Source organism: Streptomyces sp. NPDC048254 (assembly GCF_043201895.1).
In the GTDB taxonomy this organism is placed as follows: Bacteria; Actinomycetota; Actinomycetes; order Streptomycetales; family Streptomycetaceae; genus Streptomyces.
The window spans coordinates 70,170-88,228 of the sequence record NZ_JBICZJ010000030.1; the positions used below are offsets into that span (position 1 = coordinate 70,170).

8 protein-coding genes are annotated in these 18,059 nt (G+C 71.0%); all 8 read right to left on the minus strand.

What is annotated here, in order from left to right:
* Positions 1-15: 15 nt before the first annotated feature.
* A complete protein-coding gene (locus ACGFZQ_RS48380; RefSeq protein WP_393845901.1) occupies positions 16-1,296 on the minus strand; it encodes a hypothetical protein in 1,281 nt (426 codons plus the stop codon).
* A complete protein-coding gene (locus ACGFZQ_RS48385) occupies positions 1,293-4,658 on the minus strand; it encodes an amino acid adenylation domain-containing protein (RefSeq protein WP_393845902.1) in 3,366 nt (1,121 codons plus the stop codon). The genes ACGFZQ_RS48380 and ACGFZQ_RS48385 overlap by 4 nt, the downstream gene beginning before the upstream one ends.
* Positions 4,659-4,731: 73 nt before the next feature.
* Positions 4,732-6,408, minus strand: coding sequence for a PhpK family radical SAM P-methyltransferase (locus tag ACGFZQ_RS48390; RefSeq protein WP_393845903.1), 1,677 nt, complete (start codon positions 6,406-6,408; stop codon positions 4,732-4,734).
* Positions 6,409-6,457: 49 nt separating this feature from the next.
* Positions 6,458-8,272 (minus strand): non-ribosomal peptide synthetase, encoded by a 1,815-nt coding sequence (locus ACGFZQ_RS48395; protein WP_393845904.1) that lies wholly within the window; start codon positions 8,270-8,272, stop codon positions 6,458-6,460.
* A gap of 70 nt (positions 8,273-8,342) precedes the next feature.
* A complete protein-coding gene (locus ACGFZQ_RS48400) occupies positions 8,343-9,089 on the minus strand; it encodes a thioesterase II family protein (protein WP_393845905.1) in 747 nt (248 codons plus the stop codon).
* Positions 9,065-9,328, minus strand: a complete 264-nt coding sequence (locus tag ACGFZQ_RS48405) for a hypothetical protein (protein WP_393845906.1) — start codon at positions 9,326-9,328, stop codon at positions 9,065-9,067. The genes ACGFZQ_RS48400 and ACGFZQ_RS48405 overlap by 25 nt, the downstream gene beginning before the upstream one ends.
* Before the next feature lie 232 nt (positions 9,329-9,560).
* Positions 9,561-16,901, minus strand: a complete 7,341-nt coding sequence (locus ACGFZQ_RS48410; RefSeq protein WP_393845907.1) for an amino acid adenylation domain-containing protein — start codon at positions 16,899-16,901, stop codon at positions 9,561-9,563.
* Complete coding sequence (vioD, locus tag ACGFZQ_RS48415) at positions 16,901-18,022, minus strand: capreomycidine synthase (protein ID WP_393845908.1); 1,122 nt, start codon at positions 18,020-18,022, stop codon at positions 16,901-16,903. Before vioD ends, ACGFZQ_RS48410 begins: the two co-directional genes overlap by 1 nt.
* Positions 18,023-18,059: the final 37 nt, after the last annotated feature.

Genomic DNA, 18,059 nt, shown 5'->3' on the forward strand with positions numbered 1-18,059 from the left:
CCTTCAGCAGGAGAGCTAGCGTGCGGCGGCGGCCAGGGCGGCCCCGGCCCGAGCGGGCCGCAGCACGACGGCGGCGGCCAGCGCCACGACCGCGGTCGCCGGGCCGAGCAGCAGCATGTGATGGACGCTGACACCGGCGAGGAGCACGCCGGCGAACGCGTATCCGATGCTCTGCGTGGCGACGAGGACGGTGAAGGCCTCCGACATCCGGGACTGCGGGACCAGGTACCCGGGTGCCTCCGTCATCACCGAGTTCAGCGGTGCGGCGCACAGACCGAGGAGTGCGAAGCCCGCGACCAGTCCCCACCAGCCCGAGACGGTGGCGATGACCAGTGTGGCTGCCGTCATCGTGAGCAGCAGGACGATGGCACGCACCGTGAGCCCGACGCCGATCCGGGTCGTGTACCAGGCGTAGACGAGCCCGGCCAGGGCGCTGGCCCCGCCGAGCACCGCCGTGAGGACGGCGGCCTCGGAGGCGCCGCCGCCGTCGAGGGTCACCCGGGGCAGCGCGCCCACTTCGGCGGTGCCCAGGAAGTGTCCGAAGGCCATGGTCACCAGCGCCCAGAACATGAAGGCCGGGTTGCGCCAGACACCGACCGAGTCCGGGAGGCCGGGTGCGATTCCGTCGTCCTTTTTCTCCGGCTTGCCGGTGGCCTCGTTCGCGTCCTGGAGAACGGCCGCGCCGGACGGCTTCGGCCACAGCAGCAGCGCGTCGGCCAGCATGGCGACACCCATGGCGGCCAGCGCGTACGCGGGACCGAGGAGGGCGCAGCCGAAAACCACGAAGGGTGCTCCGATGACGATGAGTTCGACGAGAACCGCGTCGAGCGACAACGCGGAGCCGATGAGTCGCTGCGGCACCGTGGTGCGCAACAGGGTCCTGATGGCGCCGCCGACCCCGAAGGTGGCCATGTTGCCGATGAGGGACAGGACGAACAGGGTCCACAGCGGTGCGTGTACGGCGAAGCCGACGGCCACCCCGAGCCGCCCGACGCCACCCACGGCCAGGACCCGTGGAGTCCACCGTTCGCGGCCCAGCCGCTCCAGCAGGCGGCTGAACAGCGGCGCGATCAGGATGCAGGGCACCGTCGTGAAGCCGACCAGCATGCCGCCCACGGCTGGGCTGCCGGTGTAGTGCGTGCTGGCCAGGACCAGGGCGAACGGGGCCATGATGGGAGGGAGCCGGTACAGCATGGTGGCGGCCACCCACCGCCAGTACGCCGCGTTCCTGATCAGTTCGGCCAAGGGCCGGTCCGGAGCCGGCCGTTCCGGCGCGTCGGTTGCGTCGGTCGTCATTGTTTCTCCACGGTGTTGCTGAGAGGGGTGCGTCGGCCGCCGGTGTCCGCGGCGTCCGTTCCGACCAGGACAGGCTGGTCCGGGTCGGTGGTGTACTGGGTGAGCAGCCGTTCGTATGCCGAGGCGAGGTCGCGCGCCGTGGCCTCGTCGAACAGGCTCGTGCGGTAGGTCAGGCCCACTTCCAGCCGGTCGCCGTGGTCCTCGACCACGCAGACCAATTCGAACTTCGCGTATCCGGTCGGCAGGATGACGTTCTGGTCGAGGGTCAGTCCGGAGAAGGAGCGCTCCAGCGCCTTCGCGTCCTCCAGCCCGAACAGCACCTGGAAGTACGGACTACGGCCGGGGTACCGGCGCGGGCCCAGCTTCTCCACCAACTGGTTGAACGGCAGCGCCTGGTGTGCGTAGGCGCCGAGACAGTTGTCGCGCACCGTGGCCAGAAGGTCGCGGAAGCGGACGCCCGTGGGCACCTGCTGGCGCAGGACGACGGTGTTGTTGACGCAGCCGATCAGCCGGTCGGTGAGCGGACCTCCCCGGTTGGCAACCGGCGTGCCCACACACAGGTCGTCGCTGCCCGAGCGGACGTGCAGCAGGGAGTAGAAGCAGGTGAGCAGCACCATGAACGGGGTGACGCCCTCGCGCCGGGCCAGCGTGTGGACTGCTTCCCGCAGGGCGGCGGGCAGGTCCACCGCCAGACGCCGGCCGCGGTAGTCGACGGTCTCCGGTACGGGTCGGTCGAAGCCGAGGTCCAGCGGCTCGGGCTCCGGATCGGCGAGCCGGCCGCGCCAGTAGTCGACCAGCCGGTCGAGGTTCTCTCCCCGCAGGTGGTTGCGCTGCCACAGGGCGTAGTTGCCGTACTGGAGCGAGGGCGCCGGCAGGTCCGGGTCGCGGTCGGTGTGGAAGGCCGCGTAGCAGGCGGCGAGTTCGTCCGTGAAGACGTCCACCGACACGAAGTCGACGATGAGGTGGTGCGCGGTGAACACGGCGATGTGCTCGGTCGGTGACAGGGACAGGACGAGGACCCGCAGCAGCGGGGGCACGGCCGGGTCGATCGGTTCACGTATCTCCGCTTCGCGCAGTGCCGGCACGTCGTGCGGTCGTGTCGACACGTCGACGTACCGTACGGGGATGTCCGCGTCCGGGGCGACGAACTGGACCGGGCTGCCGCCGAGAAGACCGAAGGAGGTGCGCAGCGACTCGTGTCGTCGGGCGATCTCCTCGATCGCGCGGTTGAACGCGCCGCGGTCCAGTGTTCCGGTCAGCCGGCACTGCCAGGCCTCGTTGTACAGCGGGATGTCCCCGGCGAGTCTGCCGAGCATGTACAGGCCCTGCTGGGCCGGTGAGATCGGTGCGGCGCGACGGCCGTCGGAGTACCGGGCGAGGGAGGCCTCGATGGCGGCGCGTTTGCGGGCCCATTGGGCCATCTCGCGGATCTCGACCTCTTTGGCCACCTGCGCGGCCTGCGGGGTCTGTTGCCCGTCCGGTCGTCTGCCGTCGATGAGGGTGGCGAGTTGGGCGACGGTCCGGGACGCCAGCAGGTCGTTCGGCAGGATGTCGATGCCGAGTTCCCGGTGCAGCCGTGCCGCGATCTTCACCGCCTGCAGCGAGTTGCCGCCGAGGGCGAGGAACTCGTCGTCCGCGGCGACGTGGTCGAGCTTGAGCACCGACCGCCAGATCGCGGCCAGGTCCGCCTCCGTGCCCGGCCTGGCCGGCCGGCCGGCCGCGGGGCCGTCCCACCCGCCCGGTGCCGTGGACGACAGCGCCGCGAAGTCGACCTTGCCGTGCGCGGTGAGCGGAATCGCGTCCAGGACGGTGACGGTGGCCGGCACCATGTAGGCCGGGAGCAACCCGGTCAGGTAGTCGTGCAGTTGCGCGGCGCGGGGGTCGTCCGGCTGGGCCGGGCGCTCTCCGGTGGCCGGTGTGACGTGGGCCAGCAGGACGGCGCTCTCGCTGCCGTCCCCCCGCCGTTCCACGGTGACCAGGGCCTGTCGTACGGCGGGATGCTGCTGGAGTACCGCCTCGATCTCGCCGGGCTCGACCCGGAACCCACGGATCTTCACCTGGTTGTCCGTGCGGCCCAGGAACTCCAGCTGGCCGTCCGGGAGCAGCCGCGCCATGTCGCCGGTGCGGTACATACGGCCGCCGGCGGGTCCGTACGGGTCGGGCAGGAAGCGAGCCGCGGTCTCGCCCGGTGCCCGGTGGTAGCCGCGGGCCAGGGCCCGGCCCGCGACGAACACCTCGCCGGCGTCGCCCCTGGCCACGGGAAGCAGGTCGCCGTCCAGGAGCCGTACGTCTGTGTTGTCGATGGCGGTGCCGATCGGCAGCAGCCCGTCCGCGCGAGGCGCGGTGCGGCCCGAGTGGTGGTAGGTGGCGGTGGCGGTCGACTCGGTGGGGCCGTAGACGTGGATCAGCGGGATCCCTGACTCGCGCCAGGCCAGCACCCGGTCGGGCCGCACCCGGTCGCCGCCCATCACCACCCAGCGGACCGTGTCGGGCAGGCGCTGTCCGGACTCGGCCAGTTCGTCGCCCAGCTGGTGCCAGTAGGCGGTGGTGATCTCGAAGCCGGTGACCTCGTACCGCTCCAGGATCTGCAGGAAGTGGCGGACGGTCGGCAGCGCCCGCTGATAGCCGGCCATGAGCAGCGTCGCACCGCTGAGCAGGGCGGGGAAGATCTCCTCCAGGGCGGCGGAGAAACTGACGGAGGCGAGCTGGAGGAATCGCTGACCGGGCCCGAGACCGAAGGTGCCGGCCGCGGCCTGCGCGAGGTTGGTGAGACCACGGTGAGTGATCAGCACACCCTTGGGCGCGCCGGTGGAGCCGGAGGTGTAGATGACGCAGGCCGTGCTGTCCGGGCTCACCGCCACCCGCGGCGGCAGCGCGGGCTCACCGGCGATCTCCGTGAATCCGGCGTCCAGCAGCAGGAGTTCGGCGTTGCCGTGCGGGAGCCGCGCCGCCGTCTCCGGTTGCGCGACGACCACGGCCGCGCCGGAGTGCTCCAACAGGTGGCTCAGCCGGGCGGCCGGGTAGTCGGGGTCGAGCGGCACGAAGGCCGCGCCCGCCTTCATGATGCCGAGCATGGCCACCGCGAGCCCTGCGGACGGCTCGACACAGATGCCCACCCGGGACTCCGTGCCGACGCCCAGAGCGATCAGCCGGTGCGCCAACCGGTCGGCGAGCGCGTCGAGTTCGGCGAACGTGAGCTGCTCGGTGTCGGCCCAGGCGGTGTCGGGACCCGCCACCGAGGCGACGGCGGTCGCGGCGGGATGCTCCCGGGCACGCCGGGCGAAGACGTCATGCACGCCGGCGGTCTCGAACGACGTTCCCGGGGACAGCCCCCGGGTGAGCAGGTCTTGGGGCGCGGTCATGCGGTTCCATCCTCGTGGTCTGGCGCTGCGGAAAGGCGGGAAAGGGGCAGTGCGCGACGCGCGGTCGCGTCGCTCAGGCCGCCATGGCGGGCACGGTCTCCCGTCCCGCGGGCGGGCGGTACTTTCCGGTGATACGCGGCGCGTTGTCGAAGACGTGGTACATCCGGTCGACGATCTCCGGTGCCGGACCGGCACCCGGGCGGTCGTTGTAGTCCATGATCTGCCGGGCCAGCCGGTGGAACTCGATGATGTCCGGCATGGCGAGGCCCTTGCCCAGAAGGTAGGGAAGCGCCCAGAAGTCGAAGTTGTATCCCGGCATCCACAGTGAGTTGGTCACCTGGTCGAACAGGGCGTGGCAGGCGTCCACGGCACCGTTGATGTCCATGGTGTTGTGCCGCCAGCTGTACTCCCGTCCGGTGAGCCCGAACTCGGCCGCCTGCTTCTGCACCGGCGCGCGGTGGTTGTACCACCAGGGTTCGGTGCGCCAGAAGGTCGGCCCGACCTCGTTGATGAAGTCGATGGTGTTCTGGACGGTCTTCTCGGTCTCGCCGGGGAACCCGGAGATGAACGAGGCGAAGGTGTCGATGCCCCGTGCGTGCAGGCGTTCGATGCCGACCCGGTAGCGGTCGAGCGTCGCCACCTTCGACATGTTGCGCAGGATCCCGTCGTCGCCGGCCTCGATGCCGAGGAAGACCGCGCGGCACTTGCTCTCCGCCATCAGGTTGTAGGTCTCCTCGTCGCGGGCCGTGCCCGCGCGGAAGAAGGAGTACCACTGGAATCCGAAGTCGTTGCGCGCCATCATCCGGCACAGCTCCTTGAACCGGGGTCCGGGCACGTTGAAGGTGTCGTCGATGAACACCATCTGCTTGACGCCCATCCGGTCGAGCTGTCGCAGTTCCCGTTCCACGGTCTCCACGCTGGCCAGCGTCAACGCGCCCGCACGTATCGGGTAGTCGCAGAAGCTGCACTTGAAGGCGCAGCTGCGCGCCGTGCGGGTGTGCACGGTCGGGCCGAGGCTGTCGCCGAACGTGGACCAGTCGATGGCGCACTCGTCCAGGACGTTGGCCTCGGCCTTGATACGGGTGAGTTTGAAGTCACCGGCACCGGTGGGCAGCAACAGGTTCGGTACGTCCTTCAGGTCGCCGCCGTCGCGGAGCGCCGCGGCGACCTGGGTGAGGGTCCACTCTCCTTGGGACTCGTTGATGTAGACGTCGGCGTCCATCCACGTCAGGACCTCGGAGAGTTCGTCCTTCTCCAGGTCCTTGAGCAGGTTGCCGACCAGCGGGCCGCCCACCACGATCGTCGTCTCGGGCAGCACCTCGCGGATGAAGCGGGTGATCTCCACGACCGGGTTCGGGATGATGTAGTACGTGGTGGTGATCGCCACGGTGCGGGGGCGCCGGGTCTGGAGGATGTCGCGGATGCGGTCCTGCTCGCAGCCGAAGAGACTGGTGCACTCCGCGGTGAATCCGTGCCTGAGCAGGTAGTTGGCCAGGTAGTGGGCGGCGAGGTTGGGGGTCTCGCCGCCGTGGATGTAGACGTTCTCGTCCATCTTCCCCGCACGGTGCAGCACTTTGTTCATCACGTCCATGTACGGCAGCCGTTCGCCGTCGAACAGCAGATGGTCGCGCATGAACATCAGGCGCTCGGGATCCCGCGCGCCGCGGTTGCTGACCCGGTTCCACTGCTGCGAGAACGGTACGTCGTTGTAGCCGATGATCAGGCAGTCCAGGTCGGAAGTGGTGGCCATGACTGAGCTCCGGTCTCTTCGGGAGGGCGGACGGCGAGGCGGAAGGGGGTCAGCGCGAGGGCTCTTCGTTCTTGGTCAGCGCCAGCAACTCGGTCGAGAACAACTGCACGGTCGGCCGGCGCAGCAGGACGTCGAGAGGAACCTTGCGGCCGAGCGCGTCCTGGACGGCGCCCATCACCTGTACCGCGCGGAAGGAGTCCCCACCGATGTCGAAGAAGTCCTCGTCATGGGCGAGCCGGGGCACGCCCAGCACCGCCCGCCAGATCCCGGACACCAGATTCTCCATGCGGTCGGGGGTGGAGAGGTCGGTGGCGGCCGGAAGCGGCGTGGGCGGCGCCGGGCGTTCGGCCAGGGCACGTTCCGACAGCAGCCGCCGGTCCAGCTTGCCGTTCTGGGTCAGGGGCAGCGCGTCGAGGACGGCGATGGCGGAGGGCCGCATGGCCTGCGGGAGCCACTCCCCCAGGCGGTCGCGCAGCTCGTCGGGGAGCGCCGCCCGATCCGCGTCCGGCTCCGGTACGACGTAGGCGTACAGCCGTTTGTCGCTGCCGTCACCGGCGGCGACCACGGCGGCCTGGCGCACCCCGGGACAGCGCAGCGCCGTCGCCTCGATCTCCCCGGTCTCCACTCGCACCCCACGGATCTTCACCTGGTGGTCGATCCGCCCCAGGAACTCCAGTGCGCCGTCCGCGTGACGGCGGGCCAGGTCCCCGGTGCGGTACAGGCGGCCCTCGGTGCCGGGGACTCCGGTGACGAACCGCTCCGCCGTCAGCTCCGGACGGCCCAGGTATCCGTCGGCCACCCCCACGCCTCCGATGTAGACCTCGCCCGGCTGCCCCTCGGGGACCGGCCGGCGGTTCTCGTCGAGGAGATGCACGGTCGTGTCCGGTATCGGCGGGCCGATGAGCACCAGCTCCGGATCCGGGTCGCGCGGGCAGGTCCAGGCGGTGGCGAAGACGGTGCACTCACTGGGCCCGTAGATGTTGGTCAGCGAGGCGGTGGAGCGTGCGTGGAAGCGCCGGACCAGGTCGGCGCCGAGGGCTTCACCACCGGCGATGACGTACTTGAGCCCGTCGTAGCGTTCGTCGCCGTCGCGGTCGAGGAGGAACAGTTCCAGCAGTGAGGGAACACAGCAGAACGTCGTGACGTGTGTGCTGCGGATGAGCCGCGCGAGATGGGCCGCGTCGCGCTGCCGCCCCGGCTCGGCGATCACCACGGCCGCGCCGACCAGCAGCGGCCAGTACAGCTCGGCGAGGTAGAGATCGAAGGTGCAGGTGGTGTGGTGCAGGACGCGGTCGCCGGGTCCCATGGGGTGGCCGCTCTGGAAGGCCGCCATCCGGGAGGCAACCGCGGCGTGGCTGATGACGGAGGCCTTGGGGCGGCCGGTGGAGCCGGACGTGAAGAGGACGACGGCGGGCGCGTCGGGCGTTGTGTGAGGTCGCGCGAGCCGGTCAGGGGCCGGCTGCCGGTGGCCGTCGACCAGCAGGACCGGCGCCGGCGGGTCAAGGTGGGCCGCCCATTCCTGGGTGGTGACGACCAGACGGGCTGTGCAGTCCTCGATCTCGTGCCGGGTCCGCTCGGGCGGGTCGCCGACGTCGAAGGCGACGTGGGCCGCGCCGGCGAACACGACGGCCAGCACGGACACCACGAACTCGATTGAGCGGGGCTGGTAGACCGCCACCCGGTCGCCGTCGACCACGCCCTGGTCGCGGAGCGCCGCAGCCAGAGCCAGCACCCGGCTTTTGAGTTCGCCCGCGGTGACGACGCTGTCGCCGCGGATGAGGGCCGGCAGATCCGGCTCGCGCTCCCACTGCCGGAGAAGGAGGAGGTCGAGCCGCCGTTCGGCCGCTGTCTCGGTCGCTTCCATCACCGCGCACCTTTCTCGTCGTGTGTGGTCGTGGGTTCGTGTCGTGGCGGGAGGCCTGCGCGGGCGGGGCTCATCGGAAGTGGTCCAGGTTCGCGGCGATCGCTCCCACCAGTTCCGCCGGGCGCTCGACCAGCAGCATGTGTCCGCCCGGGATCCGGGCCTGCCGGGTCCGCTCGGCGAACGGTGTCCAGCGGGCGACGCGCTCCGGAGGGCACAGCGGATCGTCCTCGCCGGAGATCACCAGGAGGGGCGAGGTGAGTACGGGCTCGGGCTCGCTCCGGTAGTCCTGGACGGCCCGCATGTCGGCGACGATGAGTGGCAGGTAGATGTGCGCCATGTCGTCGTCGGCGACGTGCTGCGGGACGTAGCCGAAGCCGCGCACCGCGGCCATCAGCTCCTTGGTGTCGTCACCGTCGGGCAGCAGTCGCGTGGTGTCCGGCGCATGGTCCACCGACCAGTAGGAGACGGTGACGAGACCCGCCACCAGCCCCGGATCGGAGTGCTGGAGCGTCCGTACCGCTTCCAGGGCGATGACCGCGCCCGCACAGACGCCGACCACCAGCAGGGGTGCCGAGCCCGCAAGAGCGCGCGCCGTTGCCGCCACGTCGGCGGCCAGGCCGGGCAGGTCTCCGACCGGCTCGCGGATGCGGGACTCCCGGCCGGGGAGCCTGACGGCGGCCAGTTGCCAGTCCGGCGGCAGGTGTGGGACCAGGACGCGCGCGTTGGCCGCTCCGGCTCCCGAGTGCGGGACCAGCAGGACGCGCCACGAGGCCGTGTCCGGGTCACCGCTGATCACGACATAGGGTTTGCCTGCCACGGTGGCTGTCTCCGATCGCTGTTGTCGTCCGCCCGAATCACCGGGTCCGCTCCGCTGAAGTGGTCCGTCTGGTCGATGTGCGCCGCCGGCCGGGGGCCGATGTGCGCGAGGACCTCAGGCTGGGTCATCTCCTCGAGGGTGCGGTCCGCCGTGTGCCGCACCGGTTCTCCGCCGGCGTACGGCAGCCGCAGGTCCTGGACGAAGGCTCCGCCGTCGCGCCGGCCGGCGGCGATGTGCACCGACGTTCCGGTACGGGCCGGCGTGGCCCGCGGGAGACGGCCGTGTGGACATGCGCGAGCCGGGACCGCAGGTCTTCGGCGATACCTGGGTCGGCCGTCCCGTCGACGGTCCCCGGCACGGCGCCGGGGCCTTCGGCCAGGCCCGGGGGCTGCGCGCCGCTGCTGCCCAGGGCGGTCTTCGTGTCGAAGCAGAAGTCGCGCATCCGGACTTCGAGTGGCGCGTGTGGAAGCCTCATGAGGGGTCGCTCGCCTTCAGTTGCGCCCGGAAGGCAGCGGCGGTGTGGAGGAGTTGGGGTTCGCGCAGGATGCTGTAGTGGTCTCCCGGCACCTCCACGACGCGCAGTGGCCCCGTCACTTGGTGGGACCAACCGTGGTCCACCGCGTCACCCAGCCGCCCGGAGCGTGCGGCGAGCAGGGTCACCGGTCCCGGGTAGGGGGCGGCAGGCCGGTAGTGGTCCAGCGCGACGGCGTGTGCCGCGTACGTTCGGAACAGGCGGTCCAGCAGGACCAGTTCGTCGTCAAGTGAGAGCACACCGGCGGCCTTGGCACGTGCCAGCAACCGTTCGAGGCCGGCGCGCACCCCGATCTCCGCAAGGTCGGTATCGGGCAGGCTGAAGTCAAGGTCCAGGTTGCCTCCCCAGTCCGCGGCGAAGTCGGCCAGCAGCGCGGCCTCGTCCTGCTCAGCGCCGCTGGCGCCATGCGGGTGGGCCGTTGGCTGCGGTGGGTAGCTGTCCAGCATCACCACCGGCAGAGGCCGACCCGTCGACTGGAGGAACTGCCGGGCCATCTCCAGGGCGACGGCACCTCCCATTGACCAGCCCGCGAGGAGGAAAGGCCGGTCGGTGGTGGCTTTCGGCAGGGCGGCCAGATAGGAGGCGGCCATGGCCTCGATGCGGTCGCGTGGCACCTCGCCGTCGCTGAGGCCGCGCGCGACCAGGCCGTGGACGGGCCGGTCCGAGCCCAGTTCGTCGCACAGCCTGGCGTAGCACAGGACGTTGCCGCCGATGGGGTGGACGAAAAAGACGGGCGCCCCAGCACCGCTGCCACGCAAGGTCACCAGGGGTGACGCGTCGCCCGTGGCGTCCTCTTCGCTCAGCAGGGCGGCCAACTGCTCGACCGTGGGTGCCTGGAAGACTGCGGCGGGCCGGACAGCCCGGCCGCCGGCCTGCTCGATGCGGGCCACCATCCGCATGGCGGAGAGGGAGTTGCCGCCGAGGTCGAAGAAGTTGTCGTGCAGGCCGATGTCGTCCCGGTGCAGGACCTCTGCCCAGGCGTCCGCGACCAGGCGCTCGTGCGGGGTGCGTGGCCGTTCGGCGGCTTCCCTCGCCGGCCGGTCGACCGTCGGCGCCGGCAGCCTCGCCCGGTCGAGCTTGCCGTTCGCCGTGAGCGTCAGCGCCTCCAGCACCACCACGGCCGCAGGCACCATGTACTCCGGCAACACCGCCGCCACATGCGCCCGCAGGAGGGCGGATTCAGTGGCGGCGCCCGTCGCCGGCACCACGTACGCGACGATCCGTTTGTCACCCGGAACGTCCTCGCGAACCGTGGCGACAGCCTGCCGTACACCTGGATGCGTCAGGAGCGCGGACTCGATCTCGCCGAGTTCGATACGGAAGCCGCGGACCTTGACCTGGTCGTCCGTGCGGCCGAGGTAGGCGAGTGTTCCGTCGGCGTTCCATCTGACGAGGTCGCCGGTACGGTACATCCGCTCGCCCGGAGTACCGAAGGGGTTGGGCAGGAACCGTTCCGCCGACAGAGCGGGCCGCCGGAAGTACCCCCTGGCCAGCTGTACACCGGCCAGATACAGCTCCCCGGGCACACCGGTGGGAACGAGCTGGAGGGAGGCGTCCAGCACGTAGACCTGTGTGTTGTCGGTGGGCCGGCCGATCGGCGTCGGACCGCCGTCAGGGCCCATGGGCCGGCCGGTCCACGCGGTCACGGCGACGGTGGCTTCGGTCGGTCCGTAGAGATTGTGCAAGGGGACGTCGAACACGGCGTCGAATGCACGATGCAGCTCGGACGGCAACGCCTCACCGATGCAGATCACCAGACGCAGGTCGACGCATGCGCGGGCCGTGCGGTCGTCGAGGAACAACTGGAGCATCGAGGGGACGAACTGGACGACGGTCACCCGCTGGTCCTGGATGAGCCCGGCAAGGTAACGGGCGTCCCGGTGACCGCCCGGCCGGGCCACCACTGTCGTGGCACCCGTCACCAAAGGCCAGAACAGCTCCCATACCGATACATCGAATCCCACCGGCGTCTTGTGCAGAACGCGGTCGGCCGCAGTCAGCTTGTACTCACGCTGCATCCACGCGAATTGGTTGACCACGCCGGCGTGGGTGACGGTCACACCCTTGGGTCGGCCGGTGGAGCCGGAGGTGTAGATGACATAGGCCGGGTGCGCGGGCAACAGGGGTCCGTTGCGGTCTGCGTCGGTGAGGTCCGTACTGTCCAGATCTGCCAGGAGCGACACCGTCTCCGGGGTGTCCAGGAGCAGGACCGCGGCGCCGTGCCGCTCGGACAGCACGCTTGTTTCCTGGACAGAGGTCTCCGTGATGACGGTGACGGGTCGGGCGTCGTCAAGCATGTAGCCGATGCGGGCTGCCGGGTAGTCGAGGTCGATCGGTACGTATGCTCCGCCGGCCTTGAGCACGGCCAGCAGGGCGACGATCAGGTCTGCCGATCTGGGCAGAGCGACCGCGACCAGGGACTCCGGGCCGACGCCTTGCCGGACCAAGGCCCTCGCGAGACGATTCGCTCGCTCGTTCAGACCGGTATACGACAGCTCCTCCCCCTCGAAGGCGACCACGGCCTCCACCGAAGGTGGCACCTGCCCGTCGACGCTGTCGCAGAGCACGGCCGAGGCGTCCGGTGTGCGGCGCGCCTGCTCCTCGATCAGGCCGTGCAGCGTGGTGGGCGCGCCCGGTACGGCCGGTCCCCGTCCCTGTCGCAGTAGCCCCGACGCCTCCTCGGGCAGGAGCAGGTCCACGCTTCCCAGAGTCCGTTCCGGTTCAGCGAGGAACTGGGCGAGGAGATGCGCATAGCGCTGACTCAGCCGCTGCACGGTCTCCGGCTCGAACAGGTCGGTGCGGTAGCCGATCTCGCACCGTAGCGTGTCGCCGTCCTCCACCACGTCCAGGCTCAGGTCGAACTTGGCGTCGCTGGTGGTCACCGTGCAGGGGACGGCCTCGATGCCGGGAAGCTGCACAGGGTCCTCGGCGCCGGTGTTCTGGAGGGTGAACATGGCCTGGAACAGTGGGTTGTGGCTCAGGGTCCGCTCCGGCTTGAGCTCCTCGACGACCAGCTCGAAGGGCACGTCCTGGTGCTCCAACGCCTCGATCACCGTCTGCCGGGTCCGCCGCAGGTACGCCCGGAACGTGAGCTCGTCCGCGGCCTCGCCGCGAAGCACCACGGTGTTGACGAAGAATCCGAGCAGCGCCTCCAGTTCGGTGCGCGGCCGACAGGCAACGTGGGATCCCACCAGGACCTCCCGCTGCCCCGACAGCCGGGCCAGCAGTACCTGGTAGGCAGCAAGCAGCACCATGTAAAGGGTGCAGCCCTCCGCGCGCGCCCGGGAGCGGACGGCTGCCGTCAGGTCCGGAGGCAGAACGAAGGCGAACTGCGCACCGGTGTACGACGCCGCAGCCGGACGGGGCCGGTCCGTCGGCAGGGCCAGCAGGCCAGGGGCACCGGCCAGGGCACGCCGCCAGTAGGCCAGCCCCTCGGTCAGGGCGCCTTGGTCGAACCGGGTCTGCTGCCATACGGAGTAGTCGGTGTACTGCAACGCCGGTTCGGCGAGGGGCGAGTGGCGGCCCGCCCCGAACGCGGTGTACAGCGCGGCTAGTTCGTCGAAGAGAACGCCGAACGACCAACCGTCGAAGACCGCGTGGTGGAAGACCAGCACCAGGGTGTGCTCAGTCGGGGCCGAGCGCACCAGCAGCGCGTGGAAGAGCGGCTCTGCGGCCAGGTCGAACGGGCGGGTCAGCTCGCCCTCGGCCAGCAGGCGCACCGCCGCGGCCCGCTCCGCCGAGGGGAGCGCGCTGACGTCTCGCACCGGCAGACGGACCGGGCCGGCGTCGTGGACCACCTGCATGGGGACGCCGTCCTCGGCGGTGAAGGTGGTCCGCAGCACCTGGTGCCTGCGGACGATCTCCGTCAGGCACCGCTCCAGCAGGTCCGGGTCGAGAGGGCCGCGCAACGTCATCGCCTGGCCCAGGTTGTAGGCAGACCGGTCCCCCGGCTCCATGACCCGGTCCAGGAACCACAACGCGCGTTGAGCCGTGGACGCGGGCACGGGCGCGGCCCCGGCGAGACCAGCCTGCAGCGCGATCGAGTCGGTGTCGGCGGACACGGACAGACGGGGCTCGCTCGTCAGATTGCTCCGGATCGGTGACGGCAGCATGACGTCGAGGTCGCCCTGGACCGCTTCCGGCCGTTCGTCCGCGTTCTGGAGCGTGCGGGCCAGTTCCGCCACCGTCGGCGCCTCGAACAGCGTCCGCAGCCCCAGCTCGACGTGGAGCACGTCGCTCACCCTGGCGATCAGCCGGGCCGCCAGCATGGAGTGACCGCCGATGTCGAAGAAGTCGTCATCGAGTCCGACCGAGGGCAGGCCGAGGACGTCGGCGAACAGCTCGCGCAGCACGGCCTCGCGGGGTGTGCCCGGCTCCCGGTCGGCCGCTCCGCGGACGGGCTCGGGCGCGGGAAGGGCGGCCCGGTCCAGCCGCCCGTTGGGCGCGGTGGGCAGATCGTCGGTCACCAGGACGGCCGCGGGCACCATGTGGGCCGCGAGCAGGCCCGCGACGTGCCGGCGCAGCTGTTGCGGTTCGACGGTCGCGCCGGGGGCTGCCACCACGTGGGCGATCGGGCGGGGGCCGTCGGTGTGGTCGGCTATCGACACGACCGCCCGCTCCACCTCCGGGTGGCTCCGCAGCGCGGCCTCGACGGCGCCGGGCTCCACGGGCAGGCCGTGCACCAGGACTCGATGGGCGGCGCGTCCGAGGACGACGACCCGCCCCCGATCGTCCAGGCGGGCGAGATCGCCGGTACGGAACATCCGTGCCCCGGGCGGTCCGTAGGGGTCGGGGAGGAACCGTGCCGCAGTGCGGGCCGGGCGTCCGTGGTAACCCTGTGCCAGACCCGCGCCGCCGATGTACAACTCGCCGTTCACGCCCGGAGGAAGCCTGCGCAGGTCCGCGTCGAGCACCCGGGCGCGGACCCCGGCGGCCGGGGCGACCGGGAGCAGCCCGGACGGGGTCGGCCGGAGCTCGGCGGTGAGGGCGAGGACGGAGGTCTCGGTCTGCCCGTACCCGATGGCCGGCGCGTGGTCGCCGTCCGGCTGGGCGCCCGGGGTCGCCGGGGCCTCGTCCGTGAGAGCGAGGACCCGCACGCGATCCGAGCCGTCGCCGGGGCCGACGAGGGTGAGGCAGTGGGACGACGGCTCGTCGGCGGAGGCGGGAACCAGGTGGGCGCCGGTGGTCAGCGCCGTGAAGGTTTCCCAGAGGGCGAGGTCGGTCCCCGGGGCGCCGTGCAGACGGACCGAGCTGCCCGGCGTCACCGCCAAGGTCGCGGCCGTATGGTGAAGCGCGTTCGCGAGGCCCTCATGGGTGAGCAGCACTCCGTGCGGTTCCGCGTCGTCCGCGCCGGTGTACAGCAGGAAGGCGGCCTGGCCGGGCAGGACGTGGGTCGGCCGGGAGGTGCCGGTGAGTGCGGCGAGGTCGGCGGTGAGGGCTTCGTCGTCGTGGAGGAGGACGGTTTCGGCGTCCAGCGGCTCGCGGAGTGCCGCCTTGTCGGTGATCACCAGAGCCGGGCGAGCGTCGGCAAGGACAGCGCGCAGCGTGTCCGTCGGCATCCGGAGGTCGACGGGCAGACACACGGCGCCCGCCTTGAGGACCGCCAGGGTGACCAGGACGTGGTCCGGCGACGGGGGCAGGGCCACGGCCACGACCGTCTCCGGGGTGACGCCGTGCGTGGTCAGCCACTGGGCGAGCCGGGCCGCGCCGGCGTCGAGGTCGCCGTAGGAGACGGTGCGTTCGCCGTCCGAGACGGCCGGCTCCTGGGGCGTGGCCATCGCGTGCCGCTGGACGAGGTCGTGCAGGCAGGCGGAGCGGGCCGGTGGGGCCGACTGCTCGGCGAGCAGGAGCCGTTCCTCCGGGAGGAGCATCTCCAGGGCGCCGATGGGCGTGTCCGGCCGCGCCACCACGCTCTCGAGGAGCTGCCGGTAGTGCGCGACCATGCGCGCGACGCCTGGCTCGTCGAACAGATCGGTGGCGTATTCCACGGTCACTTCGATGGTGCCGCCGCGCTCGACGGCCGACACGTTCAGGTCGAACTTCGAGCGGCCGAGCTCGATGGGCAGGAGCTGCCCCATCTCCAACCCGGTGAAGTGGGTCCGCTGTTGCCATTCGTCCTCGTCGTGGGACTCGAACACGACCTGGACGAGAGGGTTGTGGCTGAGGCCGCGGTGCGGGGCCAGTTCCTCCACCAGGCGGTCGAAGGAGAGTGCCTGGTGGTCGTAGGCGGACAGGAACGTGGCCCGGGTGCGGCGCAGGTGCTCCCGGAAGCTCGGATCACCGGTCAGATCGCCGCGCACCACCAGGGTGTTGACGAAGTAGCCGATCATCTGCTCGAACTCGCTGCGGACCCGGCCGTGGGCCACGGTCCCCACGCTGATGTCGCGCTGTCCGCTGTAGCGGGACAGGACGACCTGGAAGCCGGCCAGCAGGACCGTGTACAGGGTGCTGCGCTCGCCGCGAGCCACATCGCGCAGTCGCTCGCTGAGTTCGGCCGGGAAGACGGCGGTGTACTCCGCTCCGGCGTGCGACTGTTCGGCCGGGCGCGGCCGTTGCGTCGGCAGGGCCAGCAGGCCCGGTGCGCCGGCGAGTTGTCGGCGCCAGTAGCCGATCAGCTGCTCCAGCCGCGGACCGGTGAGGTGGCGGCGCTGCCAGCGGGCGAACTCCGGGTACTGGGGCGGGGGCGCGGTGTGCGGGAGCGTGTCGCCCGCGACGAGAGCGTTGTAGACCTGGGAGAGGTCGCGCAGGGCCACGTCCACCGAGACGGCGTCGAAAACGATGTGGTGGACGACGATCGTGAAGACATGTTCCTCGTCTGCCACACGGATCAGCCGGAAGCGGGCCAGAGGGCCCTTCTCCAGATCGAAGGCGGTGGCGACCTCCGCGGCGCACAGGTCCTCCGTCCGCTGTTCGCGTGCGGGGCCGTCCAGCTCGCGCAGGTCGTCGACCGGGACGGGTATGCGGAGCTGAGGCTGTACGACCTGGAGCGGGCGGCCGTCCTCGACGGTGAACGTGGTACGCAGGGCCGCATGCCGGGCGACCAGCGCGTCCACCGCCCCGGTGAGCGCGTCGGTGTCCAGACGGCCGCCGAGCCGCAGGCGCCAGCCGATCGTGTAGAGCCGGTCGTTGGGTGTGATCTGATCGATGAGCCACAAGCCCTGCTGGGTGACCGAGGTCTCGCAGGTCTGTGGGACGCCGCGCTCGCGCAGCGCCCGTTCCACCAGGGCGCGTTGCGACGGAGGCAGGTCGTTGAGCCGGGCGAGGAGGTCCGCGACGTCCATCAGAGCGTCCTCCGCCGTTCCACCAGCGCCTTGTGAAGGCGGGCCAGCCCCTCCCCGAAGGCGTCCTCGGACCCGCCGAAGCCGAGCCGGACGCGGTCGGGATGACCGAAGCCGGAACCGGGGACCAGCAGCAGATCGTGGCGGCGGCCGAGCTCGCGGCAGAGGTCCTCGGTGTCGGCGACACCCACGACGGCGGGGAAGGCCGTGACACCGCCCGAGGGACGGGCCCAGGACACCAGGTCAGCGTTGTCCTCGGCCCATGCGCCGAGCCGGTCGAGATTGCGGACCGCCTGTGCGCGGCGGTTCGCGAGAATGCGGTCGGCTTCGGTCAGGGCGCGTGCGGCGATGTGCTCGGTGAGCGGTGACAGGCAGATCGTCAGGGCGTCACGTAGCGGTACCAGGCGTGCCAGGATCTCCGGCGCCGCCAGGCACCAGCCGACGCGGGTGCCGGGCAGCCCGTACGCCTTGGACATGGTGCCCAGGCCGATGCAGCGTTCGTGCAGCGTCGATGGATCCGGCAACGGCTCGCGGTCGTAGACCAGTTCGGCGAACGCGGCGTCCCACACGAGGTGCAGGTCGTTCCCGTCCACCAGACCGAGCAGGTCGTCGAGCTGCCCGCGGGTGAGGTGGGCGCCGGTGGGGTTGTGCGGGAAGTTGAGGACGATCATGCGGGTGCGCGGGGTCACCAGCGCACGGAGTTCGCCGAGGTCGGGCGTGAAACCTGTCTCGGGACGCAGCCGCCAGCGCACCAGCCGGCAGCCGATGGCCTCGGCGACGGATGTCAGCGAGTGGTAGGCGGGGTCCAGCACGACAACCTCGTCGCCGGCGGACAGCAGGGCGTTCATGACGACGAAGATCGCCTCGGTGGACCCGTGGGTGGCCATCACACGGTCCGTGTCGCCGGCGGCGAAGCGGTCGGCGACGGCCCGGCGCAGGTTCAGGCCGCCGTAGGAGGGACTGTCGTCCAGCGCGATCTCGTCCAGTTCTTCGACGGTGATACCGAGAAGCCGCCGCAGCTCGCCGAGTGACCAGCACTGCACGCCGCTGCTGCCCAGGTCGATCGAGGTGTCGAAGTAGAAGTCACGCATCCAGTCCTCTAATGCGGCGCGTGGCAGATGCATGGCGTACTCCTGATTCGTGAGTGGGGCGCGGTCCCGG